This is a genomic window from Neptunomonas phycophila (genome assembly GCF_001922575.1).
In the GTDB taxonomy this organism is placed as follows: domain Bacteria; phylum Pseudomonadota; class Gammaproteobacteria; order Pseudomonadales; family Balneatricaceae; genus Neptunomonas; species Neptunomonas phycophila.
This window is the reverse complement of sequence record NZ_MRCI01000001.1, coordinates 1907118-1926304: the sequence shown is the minus strand read 5'-3', so window position 1 is coordinate 1926304 and position 19187 is coordinate 1907118. Positions and strand designations below refer to the sequence as shown.

Annotated in this window: 16 protein-coding genes; 11 read left to right on the top strand and 5 right to left on the bottom strand. The window is 45.0% G+C overall.

Annotation, left to right across the window (positions count from 1 at the left end; genetic code table 11):
* Nucleotides 1–215: 215 nt before the first annotated feature.
* Together BS617_RS08810 and gloB are read right to left on the bottom strand one after the other, a co-directional pair.
* Nucleotides 216–1874: a LysM peptidoglycan-binding domain-containing protein gene (locus BS617_RS08810; protein WP_075172455.1), complete on the bottom strand. Its 1659-nt coding sequence runs from the start codon at nt 1872–1874 to the stop codon at nt 216–218.
* A gap of 60 nt (nt 1875–1934) precedes the next feature.
* The gene (gene gloB, locus BS617_RS08805) at nt 1935–2711 is read right to left on the bottom strand and encodes a hydroxyacylglutathione hydrolase (protein ID WP_075172454.1); all 777 of its coding nucleotides are present in this window, start codon (nt 2709–2711) and stop codon (nt 1935–1937) included.
* 100 nt (nt 2712–2811) lie between these two features.
* Between gloB and BS617_RS08800 the strand changes: the two genes are divergently transcribed.
* Genes BS617_RS08800 through dnaQ form a run of 3 tightly spaced genes read left to right on the top strand, consistent with a single transcriptional unit; the run spans nt 2812 to nt 4752 of the window.
* On the top strand, nt 2812–3588 hold the full coding sequence (locus BS617_RS08800; protein ID WP_075172453.1) for a class I SAM-dependent methyltransferase: 777 nt from the start codon (nt 2812–2814) through the stop codon (nt 3586–3588).
* Entirely contained in the window at nt 3575–4018 is a 444-nt protein-coding gene (gene rnhA / locus BS617_RS08795) for a ribonuclease HI (RefSeq protein ID WP_075172452.1), read from the top strand. The genes BS617_RS08800 and rnhA overlap by 14 nt, the downstream gene beginning before the upstream one ends.
* A 5-nt stretch (nt 4019–4023) precedes the next feature.
* Nucleotides 4024–4752 carry a DNA polymerase III subunit epsilon gene (gene dnaQ, locus BS617_RS08790; protein WP_075172451.1) on the top strand — a complete coding sequence of 243 codons (729 nt, stop codon included), beginning with the start codon at nt 4024–4026 and terminating at the stop codon, nt 4750–4752.
* Between the two features lie 55 nt (nt 4753–4807).
* Here dnaQ and nhaB read toward each other — a convergent pair whose 3' ends face one another.
* Entirely contained in the window at nt 4808–6310 is a 1503-nt protein-coding gene (nhaB, locus tag BS617_RS08785; RefSeq protein WP_075172450.1) for a sodium/proton antiporter NhaB, read from the bottom strand.
* A gap of 214 nt (nt 6311–6524) precedes the next feature.
* Here nhaB and nudC point away from each other — a divergent pair, with 214 nt between their 5' ends.
* Entirely contained in the window at nt 6525–7283 is a 759-nt protein-coding gene (gene nudC / locus BS617_RS08780; protein WP_249263587.1) for an NAD(+) diphosphatase, read from the top strand.
* A 51-nt stretch (nt 7284–7334) separates the two neighbouring features.
* Here the strand turns inward: nudC and BS617_RS08775 are convergent, their stop codons facing one another.
* Nucleotides 7335–7658 (bottom strand): SCP2 sterol-binding domain-containing protein, encoded by a 324-nt coding sequence (locus BS617_RS08775; RefSeq protein ID WP_139303149.1) that lies wholly within the window; start codon nt 7656–7658, stop codon nt 7335–7337.
* Nucleotides 7659–7804: 146 nt separating this feature from the next.
* Between BS617_RS08775 and sohB the strand changes: the two genes are divergently transcribed.
* The 5 genes from sohB to BS617_RS08750 all read left to right on the top strand — a co-directional run bounded on the left by sohB (nt 7805) and on the right by BS617_RS08750 (nt 12319).
* Nucleotides 7805–8884 (top strand): protease SohB, encoded by a 1080-nt coding sequence (sohB, locus tag BS617_RS08770; protein WP_075172448.1) that lies wholly within the window; start codon nt 7805–7807, stop codon nt 8882–8884.
* Between the two features lie 95 nt (nt 8885–8979).
* Nucleotides 8980–9639 carry a TetR/AcrR family transcriptional regulator gene (locus BS617_RS08765; protein ID WP_075172447.1) on the top strand — a complete coding sequence of 220 codons (660 nt, stop codon included), beginning with the start codon at nt 8980–8982 and terminating at the stop codon, nt 9637–9639.
* A gap of 39 nt (nt 9640–9678) precedes the next feature.
* Nucleotides 9679–10155 carry a L,D-transpeptidase gene (locus BS617_RS08760; protein WP_075172446.1) on the top strand — a complete coding sequence of 159 codons (477 nt, stop codon included), beginning with the start codon at nt 9679–9681 and terminating at the stop codon, nt 10153–10155.
* Nucleotides 10155–11168 carry a beta-N-acetylhexosaminidase gene (gene nagZ, locus BS617_RS08755; protein WP_075172445.1) on the top strand — a complete coding sequence of 338 codons (1014 nt, stop codon included), beginning with the start codon at nt 10155–10157 and terminating at the stop codon, nt 11166–11168. Before BS617_RS08760 ends, nagZ begins: the two co-directional genes overlap by 1 nt.
* Nucleotides 11168–12319, top strand: a complete 1152-nt coding sequence (locus BS617_RS08750; protein WP_083609977.1) for a mechanosensitive ion channel family protein — start codon at nt 11168–11170, stop codon at nt 12317–12319. The genes nagZ and BS617_RS08750 overlap by 1 nt, the downstream gene beginning before the upstream one ends.
* A gap of 63 nt (nt 12320–12382) precedes the next feature.
* On the opposite strand, the gene mfd is transcribed toward BS617_RS08750, so the two are convergent.
* Nucleotides 12383–15847, bottom strand: a complete 3465-nt coding sequence (gene mfd / locus BS617_RS08745; RefSeq protein WP_212667417.1) for a transcription-repair coupling factor — start codon at nt 15845–15847, stop codon at nt 12383–12385.
* A 229-nt stretch (nt 15848–16076) separates the two neighbouring features.
* On the opposite strand from mfd, the gene BS617_RS08740 reads away from it, so the two are divergent.
* Together BS617_RS08740 and BS617_RS08735 are read left to right on the top strand one after the other, a co-directional pair.
* Complete coding sequence (locus tag BS617_RS08740) at nt 16077–17513, top strand: glyceraldehyde-3-phosphate dehydrogenase (protein ID WP_075173508.1); 1437 nt, start codon at nt 16077–16079, stop codon at nt 17511–17513.
* A gap of 328 nt (nt 17514–17841) precedes the next feature.
* Nucleotides 17842–19185, top strand: a complete 1344-nt coding sequence (locus BS617_RS08735; RefSeq protein WP_075172443.1) for a Na(+)-translocating NADH-quinone reductase subunit A — start codon at nt 17842–17844, stop codon at nt 19183–19185.
* The last annotated feature ends 2 nt before the right edge of the window (nt 19186–19187 follow it).

Genomic DNA, 19187 nt, shown 5'->3' with positions numbered 1-19187 from the left:
AATTCTTTTCCAAACGATCCTTGCAGGGATGAGGTGAATAGTTATATCAGTGGATTCAATGTTTTACCATACCGATATGGAGTAGGAAAAAAAGGAATAGTTCTACTGAGCTTGCTGGAGAGGCTGTCAAAACGACAGAATGGGCAGGGTTAGGAGGCTTTTTCTGTGGTTAGTAGCTAAGCTGAACAACCACAGAAAAAGTAATAGAGATATGTTTAATCAACAAAGAGGGTTAATTCTTGACCCGCTTTGATGGATGTACCCGAAATTTTATTCCAAGCTAAAATATCATCGATGGAAACGTTATAACGTGAGGCGATAACTGATAGAGAGTCGCCGTTTTGTACTTGGTAACCGATTTTGCGCAGCGCTTCTGCCTCATCTCGTGCTATTGAGAAAGGTAAGCTACCGATACGTAATGAACGCCCAGCGACCAAAGTATCGCGTGTGCCCATATTATTCCATTGCGCAATTGTGCTCGGCTCTACACCGTATTTACGCGCAATAGACCATAACGTGTCACCCGACTTAATTTTGTACTGGGAAATGCTGTTGTCATTAAAGCGCGGAGTTGTTGAAGAAGCGCTAGCAATTTTCTGGGTGGCGGAGCTGGTTTGCGTGTCGTTAATTAATTGAGGAATGATTAGGCTTTTTCCTGCAATCAGTAAATTTGAATTAAGTTCGTTAGCTGATTTTATGTCGGCTACTGAGCTTCCAAATTTATCTGCAATAGTACTGAGCGAGTCGCCGCTTTGGATAGTGTAGCTTGCCCACTCTGTGATTTGTCCTGTAGAGGTACCATTGAGGGCCGCGATCATTTGGTTGGCTTTATTGACGGGCACTAGCAATCGGTGGGGGCCAGCAGGGTCTGTATTTAACTCTGAAAAGCCTGGGTTCAATAGCTGCAGTTCAGCTAGTCGCGTGCCAGATAACTTGGCCGCTTGTTTTAAATTCACAGCCCCTTTTGTTTTTACAATATCAAAATACGGCTCATTCTGAATGGCCGGTAACTCCATATTATGTTCATCTGGGTCGCTAACGAAGGATGCTATCGCTAGGATTCGAGGTACATAAAGGCGTGTCTCTTTAGGCAAAGGCAATGACCAATAGTCGGTTGGCTTCCCTTGGTTTTTATTTTTACGAATCGCTTTAGATACGGTGCCGCCGCCAGCGTTATACGCTGCCATTGTTAACAACCAGTCGCCATCAAAACGCTTATTTAGTTTTTCTAGGTAGTTTAGTGCAACCCGTGTAGAGTCGATTAAATCACGGCGGCCATCGTACCAGCGTGTTCGCTTGATACCGAAGTATTTGGCAGTGCTTGGGATGAACTGCCAAATACCAGCGGCATGCCCTTTGGAGTAGGCATCTGCATCAAAGTGGCTTTCTACGGCTGGTAATAAAGCGATCTCGGCTGGCATGCCGCGCTCGAGCACTTCGTTGAGTATGTAATAGTAATAGCGAGATGCATTTTCTGTGATGCGGCGCATGTGCCCAGGGTATTTACGATACCAGTCTATCTGGATTTGTACGGCATCATGTTGAGCTTCGTTATGAAGAGCTAAATGGCTGCGTGTTATGTCCCAAAGATTATCACTCTCGGGCGGGTGGTAGACGGCATCAACGGGTGGTGTAGCTCTGTCGGGGGGAGAAATTAGAGTGCCTGAGGCGAGCTGATCTATGGTCTGGATAGAGGCCAGCTTTTGACCTGGTGGATTCTCTTGGGCACTTTTAGCCGTTATTGAGGTCTGAAGTGTTTCGAGATCATGATTAAGAACACCAGCGTCAGTCGGTTGTTCAATAGGCTCAAACATCTGACAGCCAGACATTAATCCAGCTATTACTAGCAGAGGAGCGAGTGTACGACTACGCATAATGAGTTAATCCATCAATTTAAACGCGCGATTTTATCAGGGCGCAGGTTAAGGTCAATGTTAGTAGCTATTTTTCCATTCGCGGATCGCCGAAAAAACAGCCACTTCATCCATATTCGAAACTTCCTTGTACGCCTTGGCTGAGGCTACAACGCTGGGTTTGCGCGTCCTCATAAAGGGGTTTATGGCTAACTCTTGCTCTATGCTAGAAGGTAGCGTGGGCTTATTTTGCTCACGAAGTTTTTTGCATTGGTTCAGTGTCTGAGTAATTTTTCCGTTATTGGGTTCAACTGCGTTAGCAAAAGCTAGGTTTGCTAACGAATATTCGTGTGTGCAGTATACTTCTGTTTGGAGGGGGAGTTCACGAAATTTATCCATTGCGGTTAACATTTGAGCAGGCGAGCCTTCGAAAAGTCGGCCGCATCCTGCTAAAAAAAGGGTATCACCGCAAAATAGTTTGGGCGTTTGGGTGCTGTTGGTATAAAAAGCGATATGGTCCAAGGTATGCCCGGGCACCGCTAATACTTCAAAGCTTTCGTTTAAGATCATCAGCGTGTCCCCATCGCTTAGCGTTTGGGTTATGCCTTTGTAAGGGGAGTTTTCAGGCCCATAGACCGGTACCTTATAACGTGATTTTAGCTCGTCTACACCGCCAGTATGGTCGTTATGATGATGCGTAATTAAAATGCCGTTAAGTATCAGTGATTCTTTAGTTAGCTCATCGATAACAACGTTTGCATCACCTGGATCTACAACGACACAGTGCTTCCCATCGTCGTGCTTTAGTAGCCAAATATAGTTATCCGTAAAGGCAGCTAAGGGTTTTACAGTCAACATGTTGGGCTCTCTTTAATTTTAATTAGCTAGAGATTACCCTAAAGCGAGTGGGCTGTTAATATGTGGAAATCTTTACAGGTAATCGCAATACAGGGCTTTCATGAAGTTTAAACAACAGCTCAGCAGTGATGAGTTAACAGACCCGCTTCGCTCTTGGCTATCCAAAGGTCTGGGCAATGAGCTTTGGGAAGCAGAGCAAGATGTCTTAAATCGCATTTTGTCTGGTCTATATGGAAGCCATATGGCTCAAATAAGCTTAAATCCGCTAATAGATGTAGCCGAAAAAAGTACGGTTCCGCATAAGGTCATTGTCTATCATCGTTTAGAGCTGGGAATGCATCCATTTAGCATTGTTGCGCAAAGTAATGAGCTACCGATAGAGCATAACAGTATTGATGTTGTGATTTTGCACCATGCTCTGGATTTCTCTTCTACGCCTCATCAGGTATTGCGTGAGGCTTCACGTATATTGCGCCCAGGTGGTTACATAGTCATAGTCGGATTTAATCCTTGGTCTTGGTGGGGGTTACGCCGCAAACTTAGTCGTAAACAAACAAAGCCAATCTGGCATCATGCGCATTTCATTGGTCATGGCCGTTTAAGTGATTGGATTAGCCTTTTGGAACTAACGGAAGTTAAAGCCGAAAGTCATTACTTTTACCCGCCTTACCAAACGGATACTATTCGCCAGCGTTTTAAGTGGATCGAGCCAGTTTTAAAACGATTTGTGCCAGGAGCCGGCGCTTTTAATGTTGTGCTTGCTCGAAAAGATGTAGGTAGTATGCGGGTGATTCAAAATAGAAAACGTTCCCGTCGTTTTATTAAATTACCGGTAGTCGAACCGGCAACAAGAGGTCAAACACGTGGAACCCGTTAAGATTTACACCGATGGCGCTTGTAAAGGAAATCCAGGCCCGGGGGGCTGGGGAGCTCTTTTGCGTTATGGTGAGAAAGAAAAGCAGTTATGGGGTGGGGAGTTAGACACTACCAATAACCGTATGGAATTAATGGCTGCTATTAAAGCGTTGGCCGAACTAAAGCGCAATTGCCACGTTATTTTAACCACCGATTCTCAATATGTTCGCAAAGGTATTACCGAGTGGATCACAGGGTGGCGAAAAAACGGTTGGAAGACCGCCGCCAAAAAGCCGGTCAAAAACGCAGACCTTTGGCAACAATTAGATGCGCTAACAAAGCAGCACACTATAGATTGGCGCTGGGTAAAAGGTCACTCGGGCCATCCAGAGAATGAGTTAGCTGACGAATTGGCTAACCGTGGTGTTGAAGAGATTATTCAAAAGGCATAAGCACGATGCGTCAAATAGTACTGGATACAGAAACAACGGGTTTAGAGTGGTCGCAAGGCCATAACGTAATTGAAATTGGTTGCGTTGAAATGGAGCGTCGCCGATTAACAGGACGTACTTACCATCAGTATATAAAGCCAGATCACGAGATAGATGCTGAGGCTATGGCTGTTCACGGCATTACCAATGAATTTTTGGCGGATAAGCCCAAATTTAGTGGTATTGCCCAAGAGTTTTTAGACTTTGTGACCGGTGCCGAGCTAATCATTCACAACGCAGCATTTGATATTGGTTTCTTGGATGCTGAGCTAGCGCGTAATGGAATAGACATTAAGATACGTGATGTCTGCTCAGTGATTGATTCATTATTAGTTGCGAGAAAAAAGCATCCGGGGCAAAAGAATAACCTAGATGCGTTATGTAAACGTTATGGTATCGATAATACGCACCGCGAATTGCATGGCGCGTTACTCGACTCCGAGATTCTGGCCGATGTTTATTTAGCGTTAACTGGTGGACAGCGATCTTTGATGCTCGCGGATGAGGATGGAGACGGTGGTGACGATGTCGTTGTACTCAAACGAGTAGGAGAAGAAGCGCAAGGTTTAACAGTGCTAAAAGCGGATGACAGTGAGTTGCAGGCCCACGAAGCTTTTTTAAGAAAGTTGGATAAAAAAGTAGATGGGCAATGCTTGTGGCACACGATTGATGAGGCTTCTGTCGTTAAAGGTTAGCACGACAAAACACTAAAAAAGCGGGCGAAAATGCCCGCTTTTTTGTATGCCTGTATTAAAGGGCTATAACAACGGCTGAATAGCCGACTAAACTCATCACGATTGTATATGGCAAAGCCATCACGACCATTTTTCCGTATGACAAACGAATTAATGGAGCAAGTGCAGAGGTGAGCAAAAATAAGAATGCTGCTTGACCATTGGGAGTGGCAACGCTCGGGATGTTGGTCCCTGTATTGATGGCAATGGCAAGCGCATCAAAGTGCTCGCGAGTGATTTCGCCTGCATTAAGCGCTGCAACTACTTCATTAATATAAACGGTTGCTACAAATACATTGTCACTAATGGCTGATAAAACGCCGTTGGCGATAAAAAATAGGCCGGGTTGTGCATCAATATCCATTGAAAGAACAGCATGGATGATAGGTTGGAACAAGTGCTGATCGTGTATGACAGACACGATCGAGAAAAAGACAACCAGTAGTGCTGTAAAGGGTAGCGCTTCTTCAAATGCCTTACCGATTTGGTGCTCTTCTACTACGCCGTTAAAGGCTGTAAGCAAAATAATAATAGTGAGACCAATCAAGCCTACCTCGGCTAAATGAAGTGCCAATGCAAATACTAGAAATATAGCGACTACAATCTGAACACCTAGTTGGGCTTTATCACGTAATGTGCGTTTAGCGTCTTCTTTAGCCGCAAAGTCTTCCAGAATAGCGCGAACGTTATCGGGCAGTTTCGCGCCATATCCGAAGGCTTTTGTTTTTTCGAGTAAGGCACATGTTAGCAAACCTGCAACGAGAACAGGCATGGTGATAGGGGCCATTAGTGTGAAAAAGGTAATAAAGTCCCAACCCGCTTTTTCTGCAATAAGCAGGTTTTGTGGTTCCCCAACTAGGGTGCATACACCACCCAACGCTGTGCCGACCGCCCCATGCATGAGTAAGCTGCGTAAAAAACCGCGAAAGTCTTCTAGCTCGCTGCGATTGACTTCGTGGATGGCGTCATCGTTTCCGTGATCATGCGCGTGGTCGCTATGCTTGCCAGAAGCTACTTTGTGATAAACAGAGTAAAAACCAACACCGACACTAATTAGAACCGCTGTGACGGTCAGTGCATCTAAAAAAGCAGATAAAAAAGCCGAAGAAATAGAGAATAATAAAGAAAGGTAAATCTTAGAGCGGACGTTTAACAAAATTTTTGTAAAGATCCACAATAACATACCCTGCATGAAGTAAATCCCTGCCACCATAAACATAAGTAAAAGGATAACTTGCAGGTTGCCACTGACTTCATGGTATACGCTCTCAGGTGACGCTAACCCAATAGCAATAGCTTCTATGGCCAGTAAACCGCCGGGTTGAAGAGGGTAGCATTTAAGCGCAAGAGCCAATGTGAAAATGAATTCAAAAATAAGTACCCAACCAGTAGTAACAGGGCCTGCTACCATTAATAAAATTGGGTTAAGGATTAGAAAGCCAATAATAGCTTGCTTATACCAGACAGGCGAATTCCCGAGGAAATTCCGCATAATTGCCTGAGAAAAAGTGGTGGTCATGGGTCATCTTCCTATTAATGAACAGACTTTTGTTCACTTGTTGAACATAAAGCGCGAGCTAGCCTAGCAGTAGATGGTTGAAATCTGAACAATTTTCTGTAAAAAGAGCTAAGCTCGTGCATCATAAGTAATAATTTTGATTTGTCATTTAGGCTTTTGTCCATAAATGTTAACTATATGATTTAGAACAAAAGTATTGGTTTTGGGGTGTGTTTTGGTTAATAAGTATTTTATGGCAGTCAATGGCACTTTGCTGGAAACGCAAACGGGGAGTGCTGTTGTAGAACTTTCCAGTGCTCAATTAGCGGAAGCTGAAGCCGTCTACGCCGTCGGGGAGTTAGAGAATACCCTTTACAGTGTGGTTGTTTTAAACGAGATGGGCAGTCAGCAGTACAGCCCTTTGAATCTGCGCAAGCTTCTGGGTGAAGCCACTAGTGAAGCTGAGTACATTATTTTTTCGCGCGCTTCACAAATTTCGGTGTGGCATGATCAGCATCGTTTTTGTGGGCGTTGTGGCGGTGTTATGGAACACCATTCAGTTGATTTGGCGAAACACTGCGCTGCCTGCGGGTTAGTTCAGTACCCGCGTATCTCTCCGTGTATTATTGTGCTGGTAACTGATGGGGATCGCTGTCTGCTCGCGCGCTCACCTCATTTTCCACCTGGGCGTTTTAGCACCTTAGCCGGTTTTATTGAGGCAGGTGAAACAGCCGAGGCAGCGGTGCATCGAGAAATAATGGAGGAAGTGGGTATTCAGGTAAAAAACGTGCGCTACCATCAAAGCCAATCTTGGCCTTTTCCTCATGCTTTGATGTTGGGTTACTTTGCTGAATACGCAGGCGGTGAGTTAGCGCCTGATGGTGTTGAAATAGAAGAGGCGCATTGGTATCACAGAGATCATATGCCCGACTTGCCTCCGTCATTTGCAATATCATATGCCTTAATCGAACATTTTATGTTAGGTAAAGTGTAATAACGGTTTTATTGGCTGTGCGCGGAAAATTTCGGCTACGGTGTTTACGCGCTAGGCCTTAAATAGCTTACTGAGTTTAGTCGCCAACATGACATTCCCTTCAGCCCGTAAGTTACCTTTGAGAAAAGCACTCATGCCGTCTTGTTGCCCTGTAACTACCCGTATAAATGTTGCACTGTCCATGCGAAGCACAATAGAGGGGTCGTCATGTTGTCCGTATTCTGGTGTGCACGTTTGATCATCGATATGAATGAAAAAGTCGTCGCCATCTTCTAAAACAAATTGAAAAACACTGCTCATGCCTTTTGCGGCATCGGGTTGAAAGCGAGATGTTAGCTTACTGATTACTTTTTCAACGGTAATATCGCTACTCATTACAAACTTTTCCTTAAAACATCAACATGAGATAGTGCGGAGTATATCAGGGTCTAGGCGGCTTTTGTGTCATTGCTTATCTCGCTTGTGTTACATTACGCGACTGATTGCTGGAACCCAGCGCAAAATTTTTTGGAGAGTGGAAGTTGTCTGAATTTTTCTTTGAGTACGGTCTGTTTTTTGCCAAAGCTCTTACCGTATTGGTAACTATATTGATTGCTTTAGCTGGGATTATCGCTATTAGTGCACGTGGACGTCGTGATAACAGTGATGGTGAAGTTGAAATCACTTCGATGAATGACGTGTATGACGATATGAAGGATGCGGTTGAAGCGGCTGTGCTAGATAAAGATCAATACAAACAACAGCTTAAACTTCAGAAAAAGCAAGAAAAACAAGAAGCTAAACAGCGCAAAAAAGAATCAAAGAAGGCTCCGCCTTCTAATGACCAAGACAATGTAGAAAAGAAACGGGTCTACGTGTTGGATTTTGATGGTGATGTGCATGCTAGCGATGTTGAACCTATGCGTGAAGAAATTTCTGCCATTTTAACCTTTGCTAGACCAACAGATGAGGTTGTGCTTCGTTTAGAAAGTGCAGGAGGATTAGTCCATACCTATGGCTTAGCCGCGTCTCAGCTTGAGCGTATTAAAGCCAAAGGTATTCCGCTAACAATTATCGTCGATCAAGTGGCTGCCAGCGGCGGTTATCTCATGGCGTGTTTAGCCGATAAGTTGCTAGCAGCGCCGTTTGCTTTGGTTGGTTCGATAGGTGTAATCGCTCAACTACCTAATTTTCATCGTGTGCTTAAAAAGCATGATGTTGACTTCGAAATGTTCACGGCGGGTGAATACAAACGCACCGTAACCATGTTTGGTGAAAACACTGAAAAAGGTAAAGAGAAGTTCGTAGAAGAGCTTGAAGATACACATGCATTATTTAAAGAGTTTGTAAGCCAGTATCGTCCTTTAATGAATATTGAGGTCGTCGCTACGGGCGAAGTGTGGTTTGGTAAACGGGCCTTAGAACTGAAGTTGGTTGATCAGTTAGCAACCAGTGATGATTACATCATGGCTGCTTGCGAAAACGCTGATGTCTACAAGGTGCGTTATGAAGTTAAAAAATCTTTGCAAGAGCGCTTAAGTGAGCTGTCAATTAAAACAGCGGATGGCGTTTTTTCTAAAATTTGGGAGCGCGCCTCAAATAGCCGTTTCTTGTCCCGTTAATAGTTGATTGCATACGTAAATTTGGTGTTTTTTTAAAACATGGTCTATTGTTTTTTATGTATGTTTAAAACAACTATTTGATCGGAGACTCGGGCTTGTCGCAATCCAAAACTGCTCGGCAAATACAAGCTGCCGCTGAAACCCTTTTTGCAGAACAAGGCTTTGCAGAAACGACGATGCGGCAAATCACAACAGCAGCTGATGTAAACCTCGCTTCGGTAAATTATCACTTTGGTTCTAAACAAGGGCTTATTCAAGCGGTAGCGGAAAGTTACTTGCATCCTCTTTGTCAGTATATCGAAGATGCTATTCATGAGCGGCTTTCATTAAACAGTGACGATACCGTTACGCTTAACGAATTGATAGAAATGCTAATGCGTGGGTTATTGCAAGTGCATAACCATAACACTCATGCTTTATCGATGTTCTCGCGGCTGCTTGATCTGGCTTACATGAAAAATCAAGAAGAGCTGCGCACCTATTTGTTGGGTTTGTATCGCAGCCGTTTGGCTGGTTTTTTGGAACTCTTGCGTCAAGATTCTTCGCCAATGGATGATGATGAGTTCTTTTGGCGATTGCATTTTTTATTAGGTTCTATGGTGTTTACTTTTTCAAATATTCATACCATTGCGCGCATTGAAAAAAGCGAGTTAAACAAAGATATAGAAATCGAACTTATTTTCCATCGTATGATTCCCGTGATATCCGCCGGATTTATGGCGCGTTCGGAACAAACACATTTTTGCAGGCTCTGATAGAATCCAGCCTATAGTGGATTAAACAGGGATTACTTGATGAAACTGCATCTTAATATAAAAGAGCAGCAGCTAACCTTAATTGAGCCGGGTCGAACGACCCGGTTTTCTATTTCAACCGCCGCTAATGGCGCCGGAGAACAAACCGGTTCCGGTTGTACCCCACGTGGTTTACACATTATTCGCGCTAAAATTGGTGCGGGCCTTCCAGAAAACGCAGTATTTATTGGCCGTCGTTTTACAGGGGAAATTTACTCATCAGCACTTGCGCAATCTAACCCTGGACGAGATTGGATACTGACACGTATTTTGTGGCTCAGTGGCTGCGAGCCTGGCGTTAACCGCTTGGGTAATGTCGATTCAATGCGTCGTTATATTTACATACATGGTACGCCGGAAACAGAGCCTATGGGGGTTCCTGCTTCGCATGGTTGTATCCGTATGCGCAACAATGATTTATTAACATTATTTAATCGTGTTTCAGTGGGGACACCGCTGTTGATTGAGGAGTCATAATGAGTACCGGTTGTGTCATGTTAGATGTGGCAGGTCATGAGTTGACCGATATGGAGCGCCAGCGTCTGCAGCATCCGCACGTGGGTGGATTAATTTTATTTGCGCGCAATTATCAGTCCAAACAACAACTGCGCTCATTAGTGGCCGATATACGTCAAGTAGCGCCTGATATTATTATTGCAGTTGATCAAGAAGGGGGGCGGGTACAACGATTTAGAGATGAATTTATGCGCTTGCCCGCCATGAAAGTTATCGCGGATCGCTGGCTAGATAGACCTAAAGAGGCTGTCGCATTATCGGAAATGATTGGCTGGCTAATGGCCGCCGAGCTTATTGATCTGGATATTGATATCAGTTTTGCGCCGGTTTTGGACTTGAATCTTGAGCGTAGCCAAATCATTGGTGATCGCGCTTTTGGTTCCACACCAGAACAAGTTATGGCCTTAGCCTCTGCTTTTATGAAAGGGATGCACTCAGCAGGCATGGCTGCTACCGGTAAGCATTTTCCTGGGCATGGTTGGGTTATTGCGGATTCGCATTTGGCGGTTCCTACAGACGAGCGTCCGTTTTCTGTGATTGCCCAGCAGGATATGCAGCCGTTCAAATTCATGATTGAGCAAGGCTTAGATGCCATTATGCCCGCCCACGTGATTTATACGCAGGTAACGGAAAACACCGCAGGGTTTTCGCCATTTTGGTTGCAAGAGGTATTGCGTCAACAGCTTGGGTTTGAAGGCGTTATTTTTAGTGATGACCTCAGCATGGAGGGAGCGTCTGTCGCTGGTGGATATCCAGAGAGAGCCGCGGCCGCTTTGAAGGCCGGTTGCGATATGGTGTTGGTCTGTAATAAACCGGAGGCTGCTGATCAAGTGCTGGGGTATTTGGATTCGCTGGAAGATGGCGGCCTTAGTCACCGTAGTTTACGTATTTCACGGATGCGTCATAAAAATAAAGTATTAGATCAGCTGAGAATAGCTGATGTTAAACAGCAAGTAGAAATGGAATTAGCGTAATGGAATTTGATGGTAAAGAGATAGCGCAACCCATACAACAATGGATAACCGAATCTTTCTCATTGAATCAGGAAAATGCTTGGATTGTTGTTGTTTTTGCTATTGTGCTGGTGACACTCATTGTGGCATTTATTCTGGGACGTTTTTTTAACCGTCTGCATAAGTCTTTAGCTAGAACACGAACAATTTGGGATGACCTGCTAATAGAGGCGATGCGCAAGCCCGTTATTATTCTTGTATGGGTAATTGGTGGCGGTTTTGCCTTTGATGTCATTGATGCTTCTACAGGCACTGTACTATTAGATGTTGTAACTCCCATCCGAAAAGTCTCCGTTATTATCTTAATTGGTTGGTTCTTAGTACGTTTTGTCGGTTTAACCGAAAAAGCACTGATTGATCCGGTTGGAATTAACACCAGCATGGACGAAACCACCGTAAGCGCATTGGGCAAGCTAGTAAGGTTGGCGTTAATCATTACTATTGGTTTGGTGGTTTTACAGACCTTTGGCTACAGTATTTCGGGGGTTCTGGCCTTTGGTGGGATTGGTGGTATTGCCGTTGGTTTTGCCGCTAAAGATCTGTTAGCTAACTTTTTTGGCGGGCTTATGATTTATCTTGACCGGCCCTTCAAAGTAGGTGACTGGGTGAGAAGTCCTGATAAAAATATTGAGGGCACAGTTGAAGACATCGGTTGGCGTTTAACGCGCATACGTACTTTCGACAAGCGTCCTTTATACGTTCCAAATGCGACTTTCACAAGTATCTCGGTCGAAAATCCATCACGTATGACGAATAGACGTATCTACGAGACAGTAGGTGTTCGTTATTGTGATGTTGCTACGGTTCGCCAGATAGTCACAGATGTTAAGAATATGTTGAGGGGGCATGAGGCTATCGATCAAAACCAAACAATGATTGTTAACCTCAATACATTTGCGCCTTCCTCGCTCGACTTTTTTATCTATACCTTTACCAAAACAACCGATTGGATTGAGTATCATGAAATAAAAGAGGATGTTCTGTTGAAGGTGATGGAGATCATTGAGTCGAACAATGCGGAGGTGGCATTCCCAACGTCTACCGTCCACTTGGTGCCTGAAGGAGAGATTCAGGTGCCATCTGTTGGCGTTCAATCTGCTCCTCAGTCCTAGTTGAAATCAGGGATGTCCATCCTTGGGTATCCCTGTTCGTTAATGTCCGTATGGTGCTTTACATCACCCTTTAGGGGTTAACGCTGTTAATAAGTCCTCGATGGCGCTAAAGCGTGACTCTGTGTCGTCCATAGGCGCGGTAAAACGAAGGTGGCTTGCACCTTCAAGCTTGTAGCGTTTAGGTTGTTTTTGAACCAGCGTGACCAAGGTGAATGGATCAATTTTGGTGTCGCTGCCAAACTCTAGTCGCCCACTGCCGCTTCCTGCGTCCAGTTTAACGATACCTAGATCATTAGCTATGAGCTTAAGACTTGTTAGCCTAAATAAGTTCTTAGTCTGCTCGGGTAGCATGCCAAAACGGTCGATCATCTCGATTTGTAGTTCTTTAATCTCGATATCATTTTTCGCACTCGAAATTCGTTTGTACATGATGAGCCGGTTGTGTACATCCGGTAAATAATCATCGGGGATAAGAGCGGGTATGCGTAGATTGATTTCTGCCCCGTGGTGCAGAGGTTTGTCGAGGTTAGGCGTTTTGCCATCTTTAATGGCTTGGATCGCTTCTTCAAGCATTTCCATGTACAAACTGAAGCCAATGCCTTGTATCTGGCCGCTCTGTTCTTCGCCTAATAACTCACCGGCACCGCGAATCTCTAAGTCATGAGTGGCTAGCGTAAAGCCTGCGCCCAGGTCTTCCGCAAGTGCTATAGCCTCCAGTCGCTTTTGGGCGTCAGTTGAAATGCTTTTGGGTGGCGGTGTCAGCATATATGCGTACGCTTGGTGATGTGAGCGCCCAACGCGTCCGCGTAACTGATGCAGTTGAGCTAAGCCAAATTTATCAGCACGGTCGATAATAATAGTGTTGGCATTAGGAACGTCGATACCTGTTTCTATAATCGTGGTACACAGTAAAACGTTGTGACGCTTGTGGTAGAAGTCTGACATGACTTGCTCCAGCTCACGTTCACGCATCTGGCCATGGCCTACGCCTACACGCGCTTCAGGAACTAATGCGCGCAACTCTTCAGCGACTTTTTCTATGCTCTTTACTTCATTGTGTAAGTAGTAGACTTGTCCACCGCGCAGTAGCTCGCGCAAAATCGCTTCTTTAATGGTTGGGTTGTCTGATTCGCGGACAAAAGTCTTCACGGCTAGGCGTCTAGCGGGTGGTGTAGCAATAATTGATAAGTCTCGCATACCACTCATCGCCATATTCAGTGTTCGAGGAATAGGCGTGGCAGTCATGGTAAGGATATCAACCTCAGAGCGTAGCGATTTAAGCCGCTCTTTTTGTTGGACGCCAAAGCGATGTTCTTCGTCGATAATAACGAGTCCAAGGTTCTTAAACTCTATGTCGCCCTGTAGGAGTTTATGGGTGCCTATGATGATGTCGATTTGGCCATCATTAAGCTTTTCTATTACGGCAGATTGTTGTTTTGCCGTTCTAAAGCGCGAAATTAATTCAACTGTTACGGGCCAGTCAGCAAAGCGATCTCTAAAGTTCTCGAAATGTTGTTGTGCTAGGAGTGTGGTAGGTACCAGCACTGCCACTTGTTTGCTGCTTTGTGCGGCCATAAACGTAGCTCGCATGGCCACTTCGGTTTTGCCAAACCCAACATCGCCGCAAATTAACCGATCCATGGGCTGAGGGGATGTCATATCACGCAATACAGATTGGATGGCCGTTTCTTGATCTGGCGTTTCTTCAAAAGGAAAGCTGGCAGCAAACTGTTTATAATTTTCATCCGGATCATCGAACTGAAAGCCCTTGCGGGCAGCGCGGCGGGCATAGATATCTAATAACTCTGCTGCCGTATCACGGATTTTTTCTGCCGCTTTTTGCCGAGCTTTGCTCCATTGTTCGGTGCCTAAGCGATGGAGAGGGGCGAGCTCGTCGGTTGTACCGCTATAGCGACTGATTAAATGGAGCGATGAAACAGGGACAAATAACTTGGCATCGTTAGCATACGAAAGCGCTACAAACTCATTCTTCTGTCCGTCAAGTTCGATGGTTTCTAAGCCAAGGTAACGACCCACACCATGATCAATATGGACCACAGGAGAGTTGGGTGCTAGCTCGGCTAAATTGCGAATGACCAAGTCGGATTGATCTTTTTCGCGGGCGCGACGGCGACGTTGAAATACTTGACCGCCAAACAGTTGCGACTCTGTTATCACTTTTAGGCGGTTGGGTATGTTTAAACCGCGATCAAGTGGGAAGACCGTCATGCCTATTGCGCTGCTTCCTGTTTCGAAATCAGCCCAATTCTTAATCTGATCTGGCTTTATATTGGCTTTGGATAGCAGCTCCAGCAATGATTCTTTGCGCCCGGGTGATTCGGCGCAGAATAACCATTTTTGTTGTGGATTATCATCCATATAGTGGGTGAGTTTTCCCAATGGGTTGGATGATTGGGCGTTGACGCCAAGGTCTGCCGTGGCTTGGCTGGCAAAGTTGATGCGGCCCGCATTTATCTCCAGTTCTTGAGCGCAGAACTGGAGCCGCTTAAATGGTTTTAGGGCGCTGAATAACTCATTCTCCGGCAAAAATACGCGGTTTGGAGAGAGGATAGGCTTTTCGATATCATGGCGGCGGTCTTCAAAGCGGCTATTGGCATCGCTCCAAAACTGTTTGCAGGGTGTCTCAAGCGATTCCTCTGTAATGATGAGTGTATCGGCTGGCAAAAAATCAAACAGTGTTGCTGTTTCATCGAAAAAGAAAGGTAAGTAATACTCGATACCTGCTGGCGCTAATCCTTGGCTCACATCTTGATAAGTTGGGCAGCGACGGTAATCAACATCAAAGTTAGCACGCCAGTTTTGCTTGAAAAGGGCGATAGCCTCTTCGGTTAACGGAAATTCACGTGCAGGTAGCAATCGAATTTGGTCTATTTTGTCGATTGAGCGTTGTGATTCCGGATCAAAAGTTCTGAGGGTGTCGATCTCATCATCAAACAAATCGATTCGAAATGGGGTGTCTGACCCCATGGGGTATAGATCGATGATAGAGCCACGAACGGCAAATTCACCGTGCTCGTATACGGTTTCAACGGCGCGATAACCGGCATTGGTTAATTGTTCGCGCAAGCGATCAATATTCAAACGTTGCCCTGTATCTAGCAGCAATGAATGGGCTTGTAAGAATGACGGGGGAGCAATGCGATGCAGAAGCGTGCTCAGTGGAACGATAACGATACCGCGTTCTATCTGTGAAAGGCGGTTGAGTGTACTCACACGCGCTGAGGTTATATCTTGATGCGGTGAAAATGAGTCATAAGGTAGAGTTTCCCAATCAGGAAATGGCAGTACTTCTAATGCGTTATCAGCACTGTAAAAACGAATCTCGTTTTCGATCAATGCAGCGCTATCACTGTTTTTGGTAATGACCAGTGTTAATCGTTGGTGCTGTTGAGCCGCTTTGGCAACAACCAAGCCGGCTGCGCTTTCATGAACATTGCCTAGCCATTTAATATCGCCGGCTTTTGTCGGCATTGGAAAGACCCAATCGGTCACTCGCTTTCTCCCCATATCAACGATTTGTTACAACACAGGCGCTAATGGTACAGACTCAATTACAAAGTTTCGACAATAAAAGTAGGACACCTAAAGCCTCTTTTTCTTGCAAATGAGGCCCACTAAAGTACTTAAATCAACGTCCGGCTAAAGTATAGCGAGACTGATTTGCCCGATTGTGTGTAAAAAGTGATAATACGCCCCACATTTTTAAATGTGCGTTGATGTTAAGTTGGAGAAACCTGTGAGCCAAAATCAAGTATTCGCTGATTGGAAAGAGCGCGAAGCAACTGCAGAAGCCATGGTTCCGGTCATTGGTCGTTTGTATCGTGACCGTAACGTAGAAACTTCTGTTTATGGACGTCTTATTGTTAAGCGTTCTGTTATCGATATCCTGAAGGCGCACCGTTACGCGCGTCAGGTTGAAGCCAGTGAGTTATCTGTACTAGATACTTACCCGGTGATTGAAGCGTTAGATACACTAAATCTAAATAGCGCTCATGTTGATATCGGAAAGCTGGCGGTTAAATTCCGCACAGAAGGCAATGGACGTAGCATGAAGGCTTTTCTTGAGGAAGAGCTGGATTCAGTAATCGGTAAAGAAGAGCATCAGGGTACTGATGTGGTGCTATATGGCTTTGGCCGTATTGGCCGTTTACTTGCACGTTTGTTAATCGAACGCACTGGTGGAGGTCAGTCGTTACGTTTACGTGCCATCGTTGTCCGCAAAGGAAAGGCGTCTAACGATCTGGAAAAGCGTGCAAGCTTGTTGCGTCGTGACTCTGTTCACGGTTCATTCAAGGGCACTATTCAGATTGATGAAGAGCGCAATGTGCTAATTGCTAATGGTAACGAAATTCAAGTTATCTTTTCTGACGGGCCCGATCAAGTCGACTACACGCAGTACGGTATCGATAATGCATTAGTGATCGATAACACGGGTATTTGGCGTGATAAAGACGGCCTTGCTTTACACCTGAAATCTAAAGGTGTTCAGCGAGTGTTGCTAACGGCACCTGGTAAGGGTGTTAAAAATATTGTTATGGGCGTTAACCACCATGACATAACGCCCGACGATAATATTTTGTCAGCGGCGTCGTGTACTACAAACGCTATCACTCCTATTTTGAAAGCGGTTAATGATGAATACGGTGTTGAAAACGGTCATGTAGAAACCGTTCACTCGTATACAAATGACCAAAACCTAATAGATAACTACCATAAAGGTGATCGTCGCGGCCGTGCGGCAGGTCTGAATATGGTTATTACCGAAACAGGTGCAGCAAAAGCTGTATCTAAAGCTCTGCCGGTTATGGAAGGCAAGCTAACCGGTAATGCTATTCGTGTACCTACACCGAACGTATCAATGGCTATTCTTAACCTTAATTTGGGTAAAGAAGTTGAGCGTGAGAGCTTGAACGACTATTTGCGCACCATGGCATTACATTCGCCATTGCAAAAGCAGATTGATTACAGCAACTCTCCTGAAGCTGTCTCTACTGATTTTGTGGGCTCTCGTGCAGCCGGCGTTGTGGATGCATTAGCGACAATCGCGACTGGTAATCGTTGTGTATTGTATGTGTGGTACGACAATGAGTTTGGCTACAGCTGCCAAGTTTTACGTATGGCGCAGTTTATGTCTAACGTTACTTTACCTGCCTTCCCGAAGGCTAGTAAGTAAGTTGTTGATTTAGTGAGAAAGCCGCGAAAAGCGGCTTTTTTTTGGTCTAATCTTTAATATTTCCTATAATTATATAGATATATTGAAAGCGTCTAGCGAATTTCCTGCCGTAAAGGGTGTCTTCTGCCCGAATAATCTAGCCTGTTTGTAGATATGCGGTATGTCGCTCAGGTATACTTGTCAGGTTTTTTGGTGGGGTAGTAGGTTTTCCGAATAAAAATATCAGAAACGGATGCAATCTAACCACAGCGTTAGTTGAAGTTTGTTATCTGTGTAAAACGAAAACTTAGCCTCAAAATTTTTTTTAATAGTGTTTTGGGTGAGGTGTATGATCAAGATCAATAAAGGTCTGGATCTACCGATTACGGGTGCTCCGGAGCAAGTAGTGTCTTCTGCTTCTCCTGTGATTCGTTCGGTCGCCGTGAGTGGACCAGATTATGTTGGTTGTAAACCAACAATGGCCGTCAAGGTGGGTGATCGTGTCAAACTCGGTCAATTGATCTTTACCGATAAGAAAACTGAAGGTGTTCAAGTTACTGCGCCAGGTGCTGGTGTAGTCACTGCGATTAATCGTGGTGAGCGACGTGTACTCCTTTCGGTCGTTATCGAATTAGACGCTGAAGAAGAAGCGGTAGAATTTGCGCGCTATGATGCCGCGCAATTGGGTAGTCTGACACGTGAACAGGTCGTAGAAAACTTGCAGGTGTCAGGGTTATGGACGGCTTTCCGTACTCGTCCATTTAGTCGAGTCCCAGCCGTTACTGCAATTCCATCGTCTATCTTTGTTACCGCAATGGATACTAATCCACTGGCTGCTAATCCTGAGCTGTTCATTAATGAGCATGCACAAGCGTTTGAGCAAGGCCTTGGATTGTTAACAAAACTTACCGAGAATAAAGTGTTCTTGTGTAAGGCACCAGGAGCCGCAATACCGACCGCTCCAGGTGTAACTGTCGAAGAGTTCGATGGTCCTCATCCTGCTGGTAACGCCGGTACTCATATACATCACCTTGATCCTGTTGCACGCCAAAAGTTTGTTTGGTCTATCAACTATCAAGACGTTGTTGCCATTGGTAAGTTGTTTACAGAAGGACGTTTATTCACTGAACGCCTAGTTTCTGTAGCCGGCCCTGCTGCTGTTAAGCCAGCAATTATTAAAACGCGTGTGGGTGCTGCATTATCTGATTTGCTTGACGGGGCTGTTGCCTCTGATAACGCTCGTGTTATTTCGGGTTCTGTATGGAACGGTCGAAAAGCAGAAGGCGGTTTGGCCTACTTAGGCTATTACGCTAATCAGGTATCAATACTTGAAGAAGGTAACGTGCGTGAGTTTATGGGCTGGATTTCTCCAGGTGCTAATAAGTTCTCTGTACTTAATATCTTTGCTTCTTTCCTTTCATCTGGCAAAAAATTTGATTTCACGACCACTACCAATGGTTCTGAGCGTGCAATGGTTCAAGTAGGGCAATTTGAACGCCTTGTGCCAATGGATATTTTGCCAACTCAATTGCTGCGTGCTTTGGTCACGGGTGACATCGTTTCTGCGATGCAGCTTGGCTGTCTGGAACTTGACGAAGAAGATTTAGCCTTGTGTACGTTTGCCTGTGCAGGTAAGTACGAATACGGCCCGATCCTTCGCGATAACCTGACGCGCATCGAGAAAGAGACTTAAGA